Below are 17,772 nucleotides of genomic sequence, written 5' to 3'. Positions count from 1 at the left end.
TGTTACAGCATCACCCTGGAACGCAGCCATCGCGGGCGAAGATCAGGGATCGCAGAGGGGACGCATGTCGGAGGCGGAGCAGTCCAAGGACCCCCAGGGGCGTCTTCTCGCGGGGCGGTACCGGCTCGGAGAGGTGCTCGGCCGGGGCGGCATGGGTACGGTCTGGCGCGCGGTCGACGAGACGCTGGGCCGCACGGTCGCGGTGAAGGAACTGCGCTTCCCCACGAGCATCGACGAAGAGGAGAAGCGCCGGCTCATCACGCGCACGCTGCGTGAGGCGAAGGCGATCGCCCGGATCCGTAACAACGGCGCCGTGACCGTCTACGACGTCGTCGACGAGGACGACCGGCCGTGGATCGTCATGGAGCTGATCGAGGGCAAGTCACTGGCCGATGTCGTGCGCCAGGACGGACTGCTGACGCCGCGCCGTGCCGCTGAGGTGGGGCTCGCGATTCTCGACGTACTGCGCTCCGCGCACCGCGAGGGCATCCTGCACCGCGATGTGAAGCCGTCCAACGTCCTGATCTCCGAGGACGGCCGGGTCGTGCTGACCGACTTCGGCATCGCGCAGGTCGAAGGCGACCCCTCGATCACCTCGACCGGCATGCTGGTGGGCGCGCCCTCGTACATCTCGCCGGAGCGGGCCCGTGGTCACAAGCCGGGCCCGGCCGCCGACCTGTGGTCGCTGGGCGGTCTGCTGTACGCGTCGGTGGAGGGCACCCCGCCGTACGACAAGGGGTCGGCGATAGCGACCCTCACGGCTGTGATGACCGAGCCGCTCGACCCGCCGAAGAACGCGGGGCCGCTGGAAGAGGTCATCTACGGCCTGTTGGCCAAGGACCCCGCTCAGCGGCTCGACGAGGCGGGCGCGCGCGCTCTCCTCAACGACGTGATCCATCTGCCCGAAAAGCCGGACGAGCCCGAGCCGTCGCTGGAGGCGACACGGGTCGTGGCGCTGCCGCCCGTCCCCGAGGACGTGCTCAGCGCGGTACGGCCGGCCAGGAGTGACGCGGGGGCGGGCGAGGGCCCGGCCACGAGCGAGCGGATGCGGAGCGCGCTGAAGTCCGTACGCAACGCGGCGGCGGCCCAGGCGGCCAAGCAGAAGCAGGCTGCCCAGGCGCGCTCCCAGGCGCAGCGGCAGGCGCAGCCCGCGACGGGTCCGAGGCCGCCGGCCCGGGCCTCGCTCACCGATGTCGTACCGCGTCGCACGCTGGTGATAGTGGCGGTGGTCGCCGCGCTGGCGCTGATCGGCACCGTGCTCGCCGTCGCGCTGAACGGTGGCGGGAACGAGGGCGGCGCCCAGGGCAAGTCCAAGGACGGGACGTCCGCTTCGAGCGGTGCCACGGCCGGCGGCGACGCCAAGGGCGACGCGGACAAGGGCAAGGAAGCCGACGGCGGGAAGAGCCAGAGCCAGGCTCCGGGTCAGGGCCAGGGCCAGGACGACGGCCAGGGTGAGAACGCGGGCAACGACGACGGTCAGGGTGATTCCGACGACTCCGGGACCGGCGACCCGGCGAAGGACGGCGGGCTGCCCGAGGGGTACGTGAAGGTCAGCGACGACCGGTTCCACTTCACGATGGCGATGCCCAAGGGGTTCCAGCGCAACCGCATAGCGGGCGCGAACTCCGGCGGTGAGTACAACAGGAACGGCGGATACCCGAGCGTCCAGGTCGACTTCACCGACAGTCCGGGCGGCGACGCGCGGGCGGCCTGGGCCGCGGCCCGGCTCGGAGTCGCCGCGAGGAGCAACAACTACAAGCACCTCGAGATACGGACCGTCGACTACAACGGCTACCCGACCACCGCCGACTGGGAGTTCGAGCGCGACAGCCGGGGAATGCGGACGCATGTGCTCAACCGGGGCTTCAAAGTGGACGCGAAGCGCGGTTACTCCATCATGGTGACCTGCAAGGCGAGCGAGTGGAACGGAAAGGAGTGCCGGACGCTGCGCGAGACGGCGTTCGACACGTTCCAGCCGAAGGACTGACATACGAGACCGCCGGGTTGCTGAGACTCTGCGCACGGCCGGGCCCGGCCACGTATCGTGAGAGCTCGTGGACTGACCGTACGCGACCGGAATTGACGACTTGGTGCCGGTGCACCGGGTCGGAGGTACAGCGCGCTCTGGGGAGGCGTCGTGGACGACTATGCGGGACGGGTGCTCGCCGACCGCTACCGCCTTCCCCTGCCGCCTTCCGATGCGTACGAGCTCGTCGAGACCAGGGCGTTCGACACGTACAGCGGCCAGGAAGTGCTGGTCCGTCAGGTGCCGCTGCCTGAGGTCGTGGAAGCGGAGATCCTGGACGGCGAGGGCGGTGGCGGGGCGGCGGCGGGGCGGCGCGCGGCCGGACGTACGACGCGGCGGCCGACCGATCCTGCCGTACGGCGGGCCATCGAGGCGGCGCAGGCTGCCGCGCAGATCCCCGACCACCCCAGGCTCGACCAGGTCTTCGACGTCTTCGCCGAGGGCGGCTCGCTGTGGATAGTGAGTGAACTGGTGGCGGCGCGACCGCTGGCGGCGCTGCTCGCCGAGAAGCCGCTCAATCCCTACCGGGCTGCCGAGATCGCCGCCGACGTGCTGACCGCTCTGCGGGTCCTGCACGCGCATGGCTGGACCCACCGGAACATCACCGTCCGCACGGTGCTCGTCTGCGACGACGGCCGCATCGTCCTGACCGGGCTCGCGGCCGGAGCCGCCGAGGAGGCGCTCTGCGGGTACGCCCCGGTTCCCGTACCGGCGGAGTCGGCGACGGACGCGGAAGAGGGGGGCGGCAGTTGGGGCGGCCCCGGCCGGGTCACGGGGCACGAGCCGTCCGCGCGGTACGGCGGTGCCGCCGCTCCCGCTCCTGGCGACGCGGTGCGCACCGCGTCGCCCGCGGGGGGCGGAAGCCCCGCCGCCGAGGTCCGGGCCGCGCGCGCCGGAGCCATCGCGGCGTACCGCGCGGGCGCCCGCGCAGCGGCACGGGGCACCGAGGAGCAGCGCCCGGGCGGCACAGGCCCGTTCCCGGCCCAGCGCCCGGCCGGGGGCCCGCGCGCGATCAGCCCGTACGTCGACGCCGAGCCCACGCCCGCGTCGCCCGGACCCGCATCCGCCGAGCGCCCCCAGCGGCAGGAACTGGCCGGCACCTGGCAGGACGGCACCCGTCCGGGCCGGCCCGGCACCGCCGCCGGCCGGCATCCGGGTGCCGGCGGAGCGCCGGGCTCCGCCCCGGCGGCCCCCGGCGCCGGCCGGCATCCGGGTGCCGGCGGAGCGCCGGGCTCCGCCCCGGCGGCCCCCGGTGGCGCTGGAGGCAGCCGCCCCCCGGCCGCGTCCGGCGACTTCGACGACTCCTGGCACGGCGCGGTCCCCCGCTCCCCCGCGGGCGACGGAATGCGAGCCGACGGCCTGCGACGCGGCCAGGACCGCCGTCCGGAGCCGGGCCCGGTACAGCGCCGGGCCGGCGGCCCGGCGCCGGACCAGGGCCAGGCCTGGGAGCAGGGATGGGACCAGGACCAGGGCTGGGGCCAAGGGCGGCGCCAAGACCAAGGGCCGCGCGAGGGCCAGGGGCCGCGCCAAGGCCGAGACCAAGGGCCGCGCCAAGACCAGGGCCCGGCGCAAGGCATCCAAGGCATGCCCCCCGCCCAGGCCGGACACCGGACACCGGCGCAGGGAAGCGGTACGTACGGGCAGCGCCACGGTCAGCTGCCGGATCAGCGGCACGGCCAGGCCCAGGCACCCCGGCCAGGCCACCCCGGCGCCGAGACGCACGCCGGCCCCGGCCCCGCCCCGACCCGGGCCCGCAGCTGGGAAGAGGTCGTGGCGCGCGGACAGGGCGGACAGGGCGGGCAGGGCGAGAACGGCGGACACGGCGAGCACGGCGGCCAGGTCGACGTGTACCGGGGGCCCGCCAATCCGCTCGCCGCCGAGCGCGCCCGGCAGGCCCGGATCGCCGTCGTCGGCGCCGTCACCGAGCGCTGGGCGCCCGAACAGGCCGGGTCGGTCCACGAGAACTGGCAGCTCGCCCCGCCCATCGGCCCCTCCACCGACCTCTGGGCCCTGGGAGCGCTCCTCTTCCGTACCGTGCAGGGCCACGCCCCGTACCCGGAGGAGAGCGCCGTAGAGCTGGTGCAGCTCGTCTGCGCCGAGCCGCCCGCCTTCGCCGAGGAGTGCGGCCCGCTGCGTCCCGTCGTCGAGTCGCTGCTGCGCCAGGACCCCACCGAGCGGCCCGACTTCGAGGAACTGCGCGGCTGGCTCCGCTCGCTCGTACGGTCGGCGCCCGAACCGGAGGCCGGTGCGGACATCGTGCCGCTGCCCGCCGTCGACGCCGCGCGGCTTCCCATCGTGCGCCGCCGAGGCGAGCTCGTACGCAAGCGCCGCGCCAGGGCGTCCGACGTGCACGGCCGCCACCGGCACAAGAAGACCAGGACCAGAGGAGACGCGGGGGCGCCGAGGGAGCCTAGGGCGCCCCGCGAGCCGCGGATCAGGGAGCCGCGAATCCAGAAGAAGCAGCGCGGCGGCCCCCGTGCACTCGGGCGTACGCTCCTCCTCCTGATCCTCCTCGGCCTGACGGCCGCGCTCGTCTACGCGATGGTCTTCATGCCGAAGGCCGGCGAGGAGGACGGAAGCCAGGACGGAAATCGGAGCGCCCCCAAGAACGCGGGCGACAGCCGGAGCACCGGTGCGCCCACCACCCCCGGTCCCTCGGCGGGGACCGAGTCGACGCCCCCGCCCGCGCAGGAGACGCCCGGCTCCCAGCAGCCGCAGACCTCCGTTCCGGCCACCGATGTGGCCAAGGGGTACGAGGTCCGCAAGGACCCCGAGGGGTTTCAGGTAGCCGTGGATAAGGGTTGGGAGCGGCGGCCGGTCAATGACGCGGGCCAAGTCCGTTACCGGGGCAGCGGATTCGAGCTGCTGATAGTCCCCGGCCGTGACACCGTCAAGGAGCACGGCAGCGACCCGATGGACTACCAGCTCAAGAAGGAGCGCGAACTCCAGCCGGTCAGGGACTCCTCCTGGTCGACCCAGCACGGGCTGCGCCGCATCGACGTGGGGCAGCAGGCCATGGCGGAAGGCCAGTTCACCTGGCAGGACAGCAGCGGGCGCGATGTGTACGTCCGTAACCTCGCGATGATCGTCGGTGACCGCTATCACGTCGTCCAGGCGATCGGCCCGGAATCCCAGCGCGACAAGGTCACCGAGATCTACGAACAGGCCACGAAGGCCTATCGGGTGACGGGCGGCTGACCAGCCCCTTGAACTCGTGGAAGGCGGCCAGGGGACAGGAGCGGGCCGGGGGCCAGGAGCGGTCCAGGGGACAGGAGCGGTCCAGGACAGGAGCGGGACAGGGACAGGAGACGTGGACCACTCACACGCGATGACCGGCGGGACCGGGGGCGGCGGCCGCCTGATCGCCGGTCGGTACCGTCTCGGCGACCAGTTGGGGCGCGGCGGCATGGGCACCGTCTGGCAGGCGACCGACGAGCTGCTCGGCCGGCAGGTAGCCGTCAAGGAGCTCCACTTCGGAGGCGACGAGCCCGGCCTGCCCGCCGCCGACGCGCAGTTGCGGCGCGAGCGGGCGCTGCGCGAGGCCAGGACCGTGGCCCAGCTGGTCCACCCGCATGTGATCGTCGTCCACGACATCGTCGAGGAACTCGGCGCCGGACTGTCGTACATCATCATGGAGCGGATCGACGGCGATTCGCTCGCCGACCGGATCGCCGCCGACGGCCCGTTCGACGTCCGCGAAGCCGCACGGATCGGCCTGGCGCTGGTCGGCGCGCTCCGCATGGCCCATGAGCGCGGCGTACTGCACCGGGACCTCAAGCCGGACAACGTCCTGCTGGAGGCGGGCACCGGCCGGGTCGTCCTCACCGACTTCGGGATCGCGCGGCTCGACGGCGGTACGACGATCACCGACGCCGGGTCCTTCGTCGGCTCTCCCGAGTACACCGCGCCCGAGCGGATGGAGGGCCGGGCCGCGGGCCCGGCCTCCGACCTGTGGTCGCTCGGCGTGCTGCTGTGTACGGCCGTGAGCGGCGAGTCCCCCTTCCACCGCGACTCCTTGAGCGGCGTGCTGTGCGCCGTCATGCACGACCCGATCGTGCCGCCCGCCGCCGCGGGCCCGCTGCTTCCCGTCGTACGACGCCTCCTGGAGCGCGATCCGGAGCGCAGACTCGGCGCGGCCGAGGCGGAGCGGCTGCTGTTCGCGTTCCTCGCGACCGGCGTGGCCCCCGACTCCGCGGCTCCCTGCGCGGCCACGCATCCGCGCATCCCCCTCGCCGCCAAGTCGTCGCGCCCCCGGTTCGGCGGTGTCCGGGGCGCGCTCGTCGCGAGCATGCTCGTCGCCGTGATGGCGGGGGCGGGAGCGGCGACGGCGACGCTGTTCCTGCGCGACGGCGACGGCGACGGTGACAGCAGTGGCGGCGGCCGTACGGACTCCGCGCCCACCCGCACGGTCACCTCGACCGTGTCGACGCGTCCCGGCGGCGGAGTGCACGCCCCGACCGGCACGGCCGACGCCGCCCGCACGCCGCCGCCCGGCTACCGCAGGGTGACCGACCCGGCGGGCTTCACGCTCGCGGTCCCCGAGGGTTACGACCGCTCGGCCGACGACAACGGGGTGTCGTACCTGTCGCCGGACAAGAGCATCAGAGTCGGCGTACGCCAGCAGAGCCCCGTAGCGGGCGGCCCGCTCGGCGAGATGCGGCGGGCGCACGCGAAGGGCCCGGACACCCACCCCGGCTATCGCGCCGGCAAGGTCACCCGGACCACGCACAACGGGCTGGCCGCCGCGCTGTGGGAGTTCGTCCGGGACGGTTTCGAGCCGGGCGACGAGGACCGGCACACGTACGACCTGTGCTGGGAGGAGGGCGGTCTCATGTACGACGTCTGGGTCTCGGCGCCGGTCAGCAGGCAGGACGACGGCAAGCGGCACTTCGACACCGCCCTCGACTCGTTCGCCCGCGGTTAGACCGCGAACCGGGCCCCGAGACCTGACACAAGCCCCTGATCACGGCTTATTTGCCAGTGAACACTGGCACGGTGGTGAGGGGCCGGCGAAAAGGTATTACCGACGGGTACCAAAAGGATCGCCGGAGGCTTACTCTCGCCCTCATGACGGACTCGCAGGCCCCCGCAGCCGCCCTCGGTACGAACCCCACCGCCGCCGCCCCCGCAGGTGCGCGCACCGCGGCAGACGTGGTCACCCCCGAGGTGGTCGCACAGCTCACGCGTGACGTGGTCGGTTCCGGCCGCACCGCGAACCACACGCCCTTCACCGGCGAGAAGCTGGCCGACCTGCCCGAGTCCACCCCGGAGGACGTCGCCACCGCCTTCGCGCGGGCCCGCGCGGCCCAGCCCGTCTGGGCAGCCGTACCCGTGCGGCAGCGCGCCGCGATCCTGCTCCGCTTCCACGACCTGGTGCTGGAGCGCCAGGCCGAAGTCCTCGACCTGATTCAGCTGGAGACCGGCAAGGCCCGCCTGCACGCGCACGAGGAGGTCCAGGCCGTCGCGATAGCCGCCCGCCACTACGGGCGCAAGGCCGCCTCGTACCTCAGGCCCAAGCGGCGCACCGGCGCGATCCCGACCCTGACGAAGGTCACCGAGCTACGCCAGCCGCGCGGTGTCGTCGGCCAGATCGCCCCCTGGAACTACCCCTTCGAGCTGTCGATCGGCGACGCGCTGCCCGCCTTCGTCTCCGGCAACGCCGTCGTGATGAAGCCCGACACCGAGACCGCGCTGACCGCCCTGTGGGCCCGTGACCTGCTCGTCGAGGCCGGTCTGCCCGCCGAGGTCTTCCAGGTGGTCCTCGGCGACGGACCGGTCGTCGGCCCGGAGATCGTCAAGCACGCCGACTACGTCTCCTTCACCGGCTCGACCCGCACCGGCCGCGAGGTCGCCCGGGGCGCCGCCGCCCGCCTCATCGGCGTATCCCTCGAACTCGGCGGCAAGAACGCCATGCTGGTCCTGGAGGACGCCGACATCGAGAAGGCTGCGGCGGGCGCCGTCCGCGCCTGCTTCTCCTCCGCCGGACAGCTGTGCATCTCCATCGAGCGGCTGTACGTCCACGAGTCGGTCGCCGACGACTTCGTGGCCCGGTTCGCCGCCCGTACGAAGGCGATGCGCCTCGGCACGTCCCTCGCGTACGGCGCCGACATGGGCTCGCTCGCCGGTGAACGCCAGCTGGAGAACGTCAAGCGCCACGTCGAGGAAGCCGTCGCCAAGGGCGCCACGCTCGTCGCGGGCGGCGTCGCCCGCCCCGACATCGGCCCGCTGTTCTTCGAGCCGACCATCCTGGACGGCGTCGAGGCACCGATGGCGGTGTGCACCGAGGAGACCTTCGGCCCGGTCGTCTCCATCTACCGGTTCACCGACGAGGACGAGGTCGTCGAGCAGGCCAACGCCACGCCGTACGGCCTCAATTCGAGCGTATGGACCAAGAACGGCAAGCGCGGCCACGCCATCGCCGCCCGGCTGCGCACCGGCACGGTCAACATCAACGAGGGCTACGCCCCCGCGTACGGCAGCGTCCAGGCGCCGATGGGCGGCATGAAGGAATCCGGCCTCGGCCGCCGGCACGGCTCCGAGGGCATCCTCAAGTACACCGAGGCCCAGACCGTCGCCCACCAGCGGCTGATCCCGATGGCCCCCTCCTTCGGCATGGACGACGAGAAGTACGCGGCGTTCATGAGCAGCAGCCTGAAGGCGCTCAAGGTCCTGCGTTTCCGCTGATCCCAGGTTTTTCCGACGAGGAGCGCCAATGCCACAGGAGAGCTCTGTCCACAGCCAGTCTGTCCACAGCCAGGAAGCTGAGGCAGATTCCGCGCACGACTCCGCTTACGACTACGACGTCATCGTCGTCGGATCCGGCTTCGGCGGGTCCGTCTCCGCGCTGCGCCTGACGGAGAAGGGCTACCGGGTCGGCGTCCTGGAAGCGGGCCGCCGCTTCACCCGCGAGACGCTGCCCAAGACCTCCTGGGACATCAAGAACTACCTGTGGGCGCCCGCGCTCGGCCTCTTCGGCATCCAGCGCGTGCACCTGCTCGGGAACGTCATGGTGCTGGCAGGCGCGGGAGTGGGAGGCGGCTCCCTCAACTACGCCAACACGCTGTACGTACCCCCCGCTCCCTTCTTCCAGGACCGGCAGTGGGCGGACATCACCGACTGGCAGGACGAACTCGCGCCGTACTACGACCAGGCCAGGCGCATGCTCGGGGTGCGCCTCAACCCGACCATGACGCCGTCCGACGTACACCTGAAGGCGACCGCCGAGGCCATGGGAGTGGGGAGGAGCTTCCACATGGCACCGGTCGGCGTCTTCTACGGCGACGGCAAGGACGCCGACGGTCATTCAACGGCCGCGCCCGGCGAGGAAGTTCCCGACCCCTACTTCGGCGGCGCCGGACCGTCCCGCAGAGCCTGCACCGAATGCGGCGAGTGCATGACCGGCTGCCGGCACGGCGCGAAGAACACCCTCAACGAGAACTACCTCCACCTCGCCGAGAAGGCCGGCGCCGTCGTCCACCCCATGACCTCCGTCGTCGGCCTCACCGAACACCCGGACGGCGGCTACCGCGTCGCCACCGTCCCCACTGACGCCCGCCGCAAGGCCAGGCCCCGCACTCTGCGCGCCCGCCAGGTCGTCGTCGCGGCCGGCACGTACGGTACGCAGACCCTCCTGCACACCATGAAGGACCGCGGCGACCTGCCCCGCATCTCACCTCGGCTCGGCGAACTGACCCGTACCAACTCCGAGGCCCTCGTCGGCTCGCAGACCACCGACCGCCGCTACCGCAAGAAACACGGCGCGAAGACCGGCGCGAAGAAGGCCGACTTCACACGGGGCGTCGCCATCACGTCCTCGATCCACCCCGACGACAACACCCACATCGAGCCGGTGCGTTACGGCAAGGGCTCCAACGCGATGGGCGCGATGTCCATCATCCAGGTGCCGTACGCCGACAAGTTCCCGCGCGCACTGGGCTGGCTCGGCAACGCCGCCAGACACCCGCTGCTCACCCTGCGGTCGCTGTCCAACTACCGCTGGTCGGAGAAGACCATCATCGGCCTGGTCATGCAGTCGCTGGACAACTCCCTGACGACGTACCGCAAGCCGGGCGGCATCGGAAAGGGCCTGCTCACCGCCCGCCAGGGCCACGGCGCGCCCAACCCGAAGCAGATCCCCGAGGCGGCGCGCGCCGCGACGCTCCTCGCCGAGGAGATCAACGGCTTCGCCGGCAGCAACATCGGTGAGCTCATGGGTACGCCGCTGACCGCGCACTTCCTGGGCGGCTGCCCGATCGGCGCCACACCGGAGCAGGGCGTCATCGACCCGTACCACCGGCTGTACGGACATCCGGGCATCTCGGTGGTCGACGGCTCGGCGGTCTCCGCCAACCTGGGCGTCAACCCGTCGCTGACGATCACCGCGCAGGCGGAGCGCGCCATGGCGTACTGGCCCAACAAGGGCGAGCCGGACGTGCGCCCGGCGCAGGGAGCGGCGTACGAGCGCCTCGCGGCGATCGAGCCGAAGGCACCCGTGGTGCCGAAGGATGCCTTCGGCGCGCTGAAGCTGCCGTTCCTCGGCATGCCGGTGGTCCCGCCGAAGAGTTGAGCGGACAGGCAAAAGGGGCTGCACCCCCCTCCGAGTGCAGCCCCTCCTGCCGGCTCTACCGGTGTGTCACCGGGTCATGCGTGGGTGGCCGGGATTGCCCGGCCACGCATCAGGCCTCGGAACCGGCCTGGCGGCGGCGTACGACGAACATCGCACCGGCGCCGAGCGCCACGGCCGCGCCACCCGCGAGGGCGAACATCGGCATCTTGGACGAAGAACCGGTCTCCGCGAGGCTGCCGGTCACGGCCGGGGCCGTGCTGTCGGCCGGCTTCTCGCTCGGGACCGGGGCCTTGCCACCCTCCTGGGGCTTGGTGCCGTCGGTGTCGGTGCCGGGCTTGACGATCTCGAACTTGTACGAGACGTCGGCGAAGCCGAGGCAGTCCTGGTCACCGCTGTAGAGACCGGCACCGAGGGTGAAGGCGGTGCCCGCCGGCGCACTGGCCGCGACGTTGATCCGCAGCTTGATGTCGACCTCGTAGCCCGGCTCGATCTCGCTGGACTCGCCGACGTAACCGACGGCGTTGCCCATCGGGTCGACGAGGTTCTCCCAGCTTCCGCTGTCGTCGTTGAAGGCCTGCAGCGTGACCTGCTTCGACTTGATCAGCTTCTCGCCGTCCTTGTCGAAGGACGCACCCGCGAAGTAGTAGACGTCCGAGACGGTCGTCTCCGACGAGTTGTAGACGTTCAGGCTGAACTGGCGCCAGCCGCTGCCCGCGGCGATCTTGCCCGGCAGGCCCTTGACCGCGAGCTCGAGGTCGGAGGTCTCGCAGACCTCCGGGAATTCCTCGTCCTCGCCGGGGTCGGTGGAGGGGTCTTCCTCGCCGGGGTCGGTGCCGGGCTTCTCTTCATCGCCCGGCTTCTCGTCATCACCGGGCTTCTCGTCGTCCCCGGGCTCCTCGCCCGGGTCCTTGTCGCCGTCCGGGTCCTGCTCGCCGTCGGGGTCGGCCGCCGGGTCCTCGCCGGCCGGGTCCGTGTCGCCCTCGGGGTCCGTCGCCGGGTCGTCGGCGGGGTCCTCGTCGGCCGGGTCCGTGTCGGCCGGGTCCTCGTTGGTCGGGTCGGGCTCGTCGGCGGAATCCGGGTCCGTCTGCGGGTTCTCGTCCGCCGGGTCCTCGTCGGCCGGGTCGGACACGTCGGGGTCGGACGCCTGGCCCGGGTCGGTCGTCTCGGTCTGCGTGGTGGCGGCGGGGTCACTCTCGGCGTACGCGGCCGGTGCGGCCAGGAAAGCGGCAGGAGCTATGACGGCCGTCGCGGCCGCAAGGGCCATGGCGCGGCGAAGCTTCATATAGACCTCAGAAAGTCTGGCGTACCGCACGGCTAGCGGCACGAGATGTGAGGGCCGCCGTGAGTGGGGGTGCACGGGTGGCCGTTGGTTCGCATAGATGACCTGTGGCCGGCGTAAAGGGTTGCAGGGACCTCAGAGGTTTCTTATGTGGCTCGCGTCACATCGCCACCGTCACCACCACTTGGGCAAAGCGAAGGGCCCCGCGGAGGGGGGAGATCCGCAGGGCCCGGGCCGTCAGCAACGGCTTCGACGGCATCCCAGGAGAGCTGGGGGAGGGGGGAAGAGGGTGGGAAGGGGACACGGCCGGCCGGTTCCGGGCGTCCCCGGAACCGGCCGCCTTGGGTGACCGGGCTGCTGTCCCCTGCCGACCGGTCACGCACACCGGGACGAGGTCCCACGGCGCACGTGCAGTACGCCGCACGCCCCGGCGGAGCCACGCGTGGTTCTTTCTGCGCACCCGCCCCTGGCTGGCGCGGACACCGGGACCAACGAACCCTCCGTGGGCCCGGTCACGCGCCGTACGGGTGAGGATGCTCCCGAACTCAGATACGGCCCCGGCACAGCTCCAGCATGGTCATCGCGAGCGCCGTGCCGGGCTTCCCGAGCGCGTCCCTGTAGTGGCCGAGGACCTCCATCTCGCGGGACAGGTTCACACGGCGACCACCCGAGGTGATGCGGGCCTCCTGGATGACGGCCGAAACGGCCATCCGTTCCTGGATGAGGCCGATGATCCTGTCGTCGAGCGAGTCGATGCGCTCCCGTGCGTTGCCGATCAGGTCCGCGGCCTCATCGGTGCGCGCGCCGGTCTTCTCGGTGGCGGTGGCGGTGGGGGCAGTGGGGGTGGCGGTGGCGGTGCTCATGTCCGTAACTCCTGGATGTGAAGGGGGGCGGCCCCCGAGGCGACCAGGCCCGGAAAATGACAGAACGCCCCGGACCTTGTCGGTCCGGGGCGCCTGTGAAGTCGCTTGTCAGTAGCTCAAGCAGCTCGACCATGGCACCGGTCGGACCGGGTGCCATAGGTAAAGAGGAAGCTCAGCGGCTTGTGCATGAGGCCAGTATGCCGGTCGCCGGCCGTCGGCCGATGCCGGGTTCGGATGGTGAGACAAGGGGAATGTCGCGCCCCCGTTAGAATTGACAGTCCCGACACCCTTCACCGCCGGAAGGCCGCCCGTGCCAGCAGTGCCCCCCGCCGCCCCCGACGCCGTCCTCGTTGTCGACTTCGGCGCGCAGTACGCCCAGCTCATCGCCCGCCGTGTCCGTGAGGCCCGGGTCTACAGCGAGATCGTCCCCAGCACCATGCCGGTGTCGGAGATGCTGGCCAAGAACCCCAAGGCGATCATCCTCTCCGGCGGCCCGTCGTCCGTGTACGAAGAGGGCGCCCCGACCCTCGACCGTGAGATCTTCGAGGCCGGTGTCCCCGTCTTCGGCATGTGCTACGGCTTCCAGCTCATGGCCACCACGCTCGGCGGCGCCGTCGACGACAACGGTGCGCGCGAGTACGGGCGTACCCCTCTCGCCGTCTCCAAGGCCGGGTCCACGCTCTTCGAGGGCACCCCCACCGAGCAGTCGGTGTGGATGTCGCACGGCGACGCCTGCTCGGCCGCGCCCGAGGGCTTCACCGTCACCGCGTCCACGGACGTCGTGCCGGTCGCCGCCTTCGAGAACGACGAGAAGAAGCTGTACGGCGTGCAGTACCACCCCGAGGTGATGCACTCCACACACGGCCAGCAGGTCCTGGAGCACTTCCTCTACCGGGGCGCGGGCATCGACCCCGACTGGACCACGCACAACGTCGTCGAGGAGCAGATCGCCGCCATCCAGGCTCAGGTCGGCACCAAGCGCGCCATCTGCGGCCTGTCCGGCGGCGTCGACTCCGCGGTCGCGGCAGCGCTCGTGCAGAAGGCCATCGGCGACCAGCTGACCTGCGTGTACGTCGACCACGGTCTGATGCGCAAGGGCGAGACCGAGCAGGTCGAGAAGGACTTCGTCGCGGCCACCGGCGTACAGCTGAAGGTCGTCGACGCGCAGGAGCGCTTCCTGAACGCGCTCGCCGGGGTGTCCGACCCCGAGAAGAAGCGGAAGATCATCGGCCGCGAGTTCATCCGCGTCTTCGAGCAGGCCCAGGCGGAGATCGTCGCCGAGGCCGGCGCGGAGGGCGAGGACGTCGCGTTCCTCGTGCAGGGCACGCTCTACCCGGACGTGGTCGAGTCCGGTGGCGGCACCGGCACCGCGAACATCAAGTCCCACCACAACGTGGGCGGCCTGCCCGACGACATCGAGTTCGAGCTCGTCGAGCCGCTGCGCCAGCTGTTCAAGGACGAGGTCCGGATGGTCGGCCAGGAGCTCGGCCTCCCGGAGGAGATCGTCCAGCGCCAGCCGTTCCCCGGCCCCGGCCTGGGCATCCGTATCGTCGGAGAGGTCACCAAGGAGCGCCTCGACCTGCTGCGCGAGGCCGACGCCATCGCCCGCGAGGAGCTGACGGCGGCCGGTCTCGACCGCGACATCTGGCAGTGCCCGGTCGTGCTGCTCGCGGACGTACGGTCGGTGGGCGTCCAGGGTGACGGCCGGACGTACGGGCACCCGATCGTGCTGCGCCCGGTCTCGTCCGAGGACGCGATGACGGCGGACTGGACGCGGATGCCGTACGACGTACTGGCGAAGATCTCGACCCGCATCACGAACGAGGTCGCGGACGTGAACCGCGTGGTGCTCGACGTGACGAGCAAGCCGCCGGGCACGATCGAGTGGGAGTAGTTTCGGTGCGTGCCTGTCTCCGCTGACGCGGAGGTGAACCGACGCCGGGCACGATCGAGTGGAGTAATCCAGTAACCCTGGTCGCAGGGTCAAGGCGATGCCGTCGCTCATTCGTTTGGGCGGCGGCATTGTCGTATCCGCTCGGTACGCTGGCCGCAGGCCCGAGAATCCCGTCCATGGGAGGAACCATGACCGCTGAGCCGCTGTCCACCGAGATCTCGTGGCCGGTGCCGCCGCAGGACGGCTACACCGTGGACGACCTGCTGACGCTGCCCGACCTCCCGCCGCACACCGAGCTGATCGACGGGAGCCTGGTTTTCGTGAGCCCGCAGAGGAGTTTCCACTCTCTGGCGATGTTCCTGCTGGAGACAGGCCTGCGCGCGAGTGTCCCGAAGGATCTTCGGGTGCGGCGGGAGATGACCGTCGTCGTCGACAAGAGGCAGGGCCCCGAGCCCGATGTGTCGGTGATCCGCGCCGCAGCGGTGACCGACTCGGAGGAGACGCACTACCGGGCCAAGGACGTGCTCCTCGCCGTGGAGGTGGTCTCCCCCGACTCCGAGAAGCGCGACCGTGAGCGCAAGCCGCAGATCTACGCCCAGGGTGGCATCGCCCACTTCTGGCGAGTGGAGCGCGGCGAAGACGGCCGTCCGGTCGTGTATGTCTACGAACTCGACCCGGCCACCAAGGCGTACGGCCTTGTGGGCATCCACCACGACCACCTGAAGCTGTCGGTTCCCTTCTCCGTCGACATCGACCTGGCAGCGATCGACGAGCTGTAGACGCACGCCTGCGCAATAAGCGGCAGACACCCCTGTTCACCTGCGGTACCTCGCGGTAGCTTCCGCCCCATGAACGAGACACCGGCGCCCGTACCCCTCGATCAGCTCCATTTCGCGATGCCGCCCACCCACGCGAGCGCCGCCGAGGAGCGCCAGTACCGCAAGGAGCGGCTCGCCGGGGCGCTCAGGCTTTTCGGGCGGTACGGGTACGAGGAAGGCGTCTCGGGGCACATCACGGCACGCGACCCGCAGTACGCCGACTGCTTCTGGGTGAATCCCTTCGGGCTCGCCTTCGCCGACATGACCGTGAGCGACCTGATCCTCGTCAACGGTGACGGGCAGGTCGTCGAGGGCAGCCGCCACGTCAACCAGGCGGCGTTCCTGGTCCACGCACAGGTGCACCGCGCCAGGCCGGATGTCGTGGCCGTCGCGCACACCCATTCCGTTCACGGCCGGGCGCTGTCCGCGCTGGGTGAGCTGCTCGATCCGATCACGCAGGAGGCGTGCGCCTTCTACGAGGACCACGCGCTGTACGACGCGTACACCGGCGTCTGCGTCGACGCGGAGGAGGGGCGGTGGATCGCGGGCGCGCTCGGGCCGCACAAGGCCGTCATCCTGCGCAACCACGGGCTGCTGACCGTCGGGGACTCGGTCGACGCGGCGGCCTGGTGGTTCATCGCGATGGAGCGCTGCTGCCAGGTGCAGCTTGCCGCGCGGGCGGCGGGCCGGCCCGTACCGATCGACCACAAGGACGCGGTCGCCACGCGCGATCAGCTGGGCAGCGACCTCGTGGCGTGGATCAACCACCAGCCGCTGTGGGGCCGGATCAGCCGCGCCGAGCCCGAGCTGTTCGCCTAGCCCGCGCCCACCCCCCTGTGGGTGACGCGGGGACCTCTCTTCGTACGGCACAATTCCCCTACACCGGAGGGAAGTTCCCTTCAGCAGGTTTCGAGAGGGCGGCAACTTCCGTGGCTGTGCAAGAGGCACGACAGAGCACGCACAGTGGCGGTTGCACGTGCGGCGACTGCCCGCACGGCGCCCGCGAGGGTCACCGCCGTGCCGTTTCCGCCTTCCTCGCCAAGCGCGACGGCCTGGCAGCGGGTCAGGGCCTGCCCGCCGCCGTCGCCCATTCCGCCGGTGCCTCGCGTCAGTGGGTGTCGGACGAGCTGACCCAGTCGGCGCGCGCGGTCGCCGAGCGCAGCCGGCAGGCGGGCGAGGCGTGGCTCGGCATGGTGTGGCGCTCCACGCTGTTCGTGGTGTGGGGCGGGGTCGTCGTGCTGATGCTCGTTCAGGCGTTCACGGCCATCGGAGCCGGCTGGACCTCCGCCCGTACGGCGGGGCTGGTCGCCGCGCTCGTCACCGCCGCCCTGCTGACCGGCGCGGCGCGCGCGCACCGGGCGCGCGGTGGTCTCCTCGCGCCCCTCATCGGCGAGGACAACCGGCTGTCCACCTCGCGCGCCGTCGCCGGGAGCTGGGTGCTGCTCGTCGTCTTCGCCGTGCTGGTGATCGCGGTTGAGCTGGCCGGCGCGTCCGACCACGCCGACCGCGACGCGCTCATCGCCGGCCTGGAACTCGCCCGCGGCCTCGGCATGCTGACCGTCCTCGCGCTGACCTGCGCCATCGCCGTCGTCGTACGCCATGTGGTGACCCTGCGCGTCCTCAGCCGGCGCCTGCAGAAGGTACGGGCCGACCGTCCCCGTGCCGCCGACCTGCTCACCGACGACGCGGGCCGCGGCAACTTCGCCGATGTCCAGTACGTCCTGGTGAACGCGGTCGCGGTGGTGTTCGCGGCGGTACGTCTCGCCCGGCGGCCCGAGCAACTGCCCGATCTGCCGTGGGGCCTGGCCCTGCTGGTGGCGGTCTCGGCGGCGACGTACTTCGCGGGGAAGTTCGCGGAGGGCGGCCGTCCGGTGGTGCTGTCGGTCGTACGGGCCAGGGAAGCGGGCGATCTGGACGCGCCCATCCGTACCGGCGACGACATCGAGATCCGTGGCGCGGGCTTCGTACCACCGGGCGCGGGGACTCCCGAGCGGCTGGCGCGGATGGTCGTACGGATCGGGACGGTGCACGTCCATGTGCCGCTGATCCCGGTGCCCGGCGGATTCGCCAACCCGACGGACACGGTGCTGACCGTGCCCGTCCCGGTGGAGGTCGAGCCGGGCCGCGTCGATGTGCAGGTGGTGACGGCGGCGGGTGCGGAGACCGACCGGGTGACGATCGACGTCACCGACTGAGCAGCACTCGTGACCGGCCGTTTGAGCCGGATCACCGTTGCATACGTATCCCTCTTCGAGGGGCGCGGGGACAATCGTGCCCGCGCCGCACGGCGCTGACGCTTCGGAGAGGCGGGACCAGACCATGAGTC

11 protein-coding genes are annotated in these 17,772 nt (G+C 71.5%); 9 read left to right on the top strand and 2 right to left on the bottom strand.

All coding sequences use genetic code 11. The annotated features are described in order from the left end of the window. Window positions 1-64: 64 nt before the first annotated feature. The 5 genes from G412_RS0112000 (at window position 65) to G412_RS0111980 (ending at window position 10,592) form a co-directional block, all read left to right on the top strand. Window positions 65-1,987 carry a serine/threonine-protein kinase gene (locus G412_RS0112000; RefSeq protein ID WP_028812315.1) on the top strand — a complete coding sequence of 641 codons (1,923 nt, stop codon included), beginning with the start codon at window positions 65-67 and terminating at the stop codon, window positions 1,985-1,987. 150 nt (window positions 1,988-2,137) lie between these two features. Beyond that, window positions 2,138-5,224, top strand: a complete 3,087-nt coding sequence (locus tag G412_RS41385; RefSeq protein WP_028812314.1) for a protein kinase — start codon at window positions 2,138-2,140, stop codon at window positions 5,222-5,224. 130 nt (window positions 5,225-5,354) lie between these two features. Continuing rightward, window positions 5,355-6,950 (top strand): serine/threonine-protein kinase, encoded by a 1,596-nt coding sequence (locus G412_RS0111990; protein WP_037648552.1) that lies wholly within the window; start codon window positions 5,355-5,357, stop codon window positions 6,948-6,950. Window positions 6,951-7,093: 143 nt separating this feature from the next. Further along, window positions 7,094-8,710, top strand: coding sequence for a succinic semialdehyde dehydrogenase (locus G412_RS0111985; RefSeq protein WP_028812312.1), 1,617 nt, complete (start codon window positions 7,094-7,096; stop codon window positions 8,708-8,710). A 28-nt stretch (window positions 8,711-8,738) separates the two neighbouring features. Beyond that, complete coding sequence (locus G412_RS0111980; RefSeq protein WP_028812311.1) at window positions 8,739-10,592, top strand: GMC oxidoreductase; 1,854 nt, start codon at window positions 8,739-8,741, stop codon at window positions 10,590-10,592. 109 nt (window positions 10,593-10,701) lie between these two features. Here the strand turns inward: G412_RS0111980 and G412_RS37950 are convergent, their stop codons facing one another. After that, entirely contained in the window at window positions 10,702-11,874 is a 1,173-nt protein-coding gene (locus tag G412_RS37950; RefSeq protein ID WP_028812310.1) for an LAETG motif-containing sortase-dependent surface protein, read from the bottom strand. 542 nt (window positions 11,875-12,416) lie between these two features. Next, entirely contained in the window at window positions 12,417-12,734 is a 318-nt protein-coding gene (locus G412_RS0111970) for a chorismate mutase (RefSeq protein WP_028812309.1), read from the bottom strand. 310 nt (window positions 12,735-13,044) lie between these two features. Between G412_RS0111970 and guaA the strand changes: the two genes are divergently transcribed. The 4 genes from guaA to G412_RS40470 all read left to right on the top strand — a co-directional run bounded on the left by guaA (window position 13,045) and on the right by G412_RS40470 (window position 17,641). Continuing rightward, entirely contained in the window at window positions 13,045-14,628 is a 1,584-nt protein-coding gene (guaA, locus tag G412_RS0111965; RefSeq protein ID WP_028812308.1) for a glutamine-hydrolyzing GMP synthase, read from the top strand. Between the two features lie 188 nt (window positions 14,629-14,816). Further along, complete coding sequence (locus tag G412_RS0111960) at window positions 14,817-15,407, top strand: Uma2 family endonuclease (RefSeq protein WP_028812307.1); 591 nt, start codon at window positions 14,817-14,819, stop codon at window positions 15,405-15,407. A 69-nt stretch (window positions 15,408-15,476) separates the two neighbouring features. Continuing rightward, entirely contained in the window at window positions 15,477-16,265 is a 789-nt protein-coding gene (locus G412_RS0111955; protein ID WP_028812306.1) for a class II aldolase/adducin family protein, read from the top strand. A 110-nt stretch (window positions 16,266-16,375) separates the two neighbouring features. Further along, window positions 16,376-17,641: a hypothetical protein gene (locus G412_RS40470; RefSeq protein ID WP_028812305.1), complete on the top strand. Its 1,266-nt coding sequence runs from the start codon at window positions 16,376-16,378 to the stop codon at window positions 17,639-17,641. Window positions 17,642-17,772 lie beyond the last annotated feature (131 nt).

The organism is Streptomyces flavidovirens DSM 40150, assembly GCF_000429085.1.
Classification (GTDB): domain Bacteria; phylum Actinomycetota; class Actinomycetes; order Streptomycetales; family Streptomycetaceae; genus Streptomyces; species Streptomyces flavidovirens.
The sequence above is the reverse complement of the archived record's forward strand: the minus strand, read 5'-3'. Positions and strand labels throughout refer to the sequence as shown.

Coding starts and splice junctions, on each gene's coding strand:
- G412_RS0112000 (WP_028812315.1), top strand. CDS start 65: ATGTCGGAGGCGGAGCAGTCCAAGGACCCCCAGGGGCGTCTTCTCGCG.
- G412_RS0111990 (WP_037648552.1), top strand. CDS start 5,355: ATGACCGGCGGGACCGGGGGCGGCGGCCGCCTGATCGCCGGTCGGTAC.
- G412_RS0111985 (WP_028812312.1), top strand. CDS start 7,094: ATGACGGACTCGCAGGCCCCCGCAGCCGCCCTCGGTACGAACCCCACC.
- G412_RS0111980 (WP_028812311.1), top strand. CDS start 8,739: ATGCCACAGGAGAGCTCTGTCCACAGCCAGTCTGTCCACAGCCAGGAA.
- G412_RS37950 (WP_028812310.1), bottom strand. CDS start 11,874: ATGAAGCTTCGCCGCGCCATGGCCCTTGCGGCCGCGACGGCCGTCATA.
- G412_RS0111970 (WP_028812309.1), bottom strand. CDS start 12,734: ATGAGCACCGCCACCGCCACCCCCACTGCCCCCACCGCCACCGCCACC.
- G412_RS0111960 (WP_028812307.1), top strand. CDS start 14,817: ATGACCGCTGAGCCGCTGTCCACCGAGATCTCGTGGCCGGTGCCGCCG.
- G412_RS0111955 (WP_028812306.1), top strand. CDS start 15,477: ATGAACGAGACACCGGCGCCCGTACCCCTCGATCAGCTCCATTTCGCG.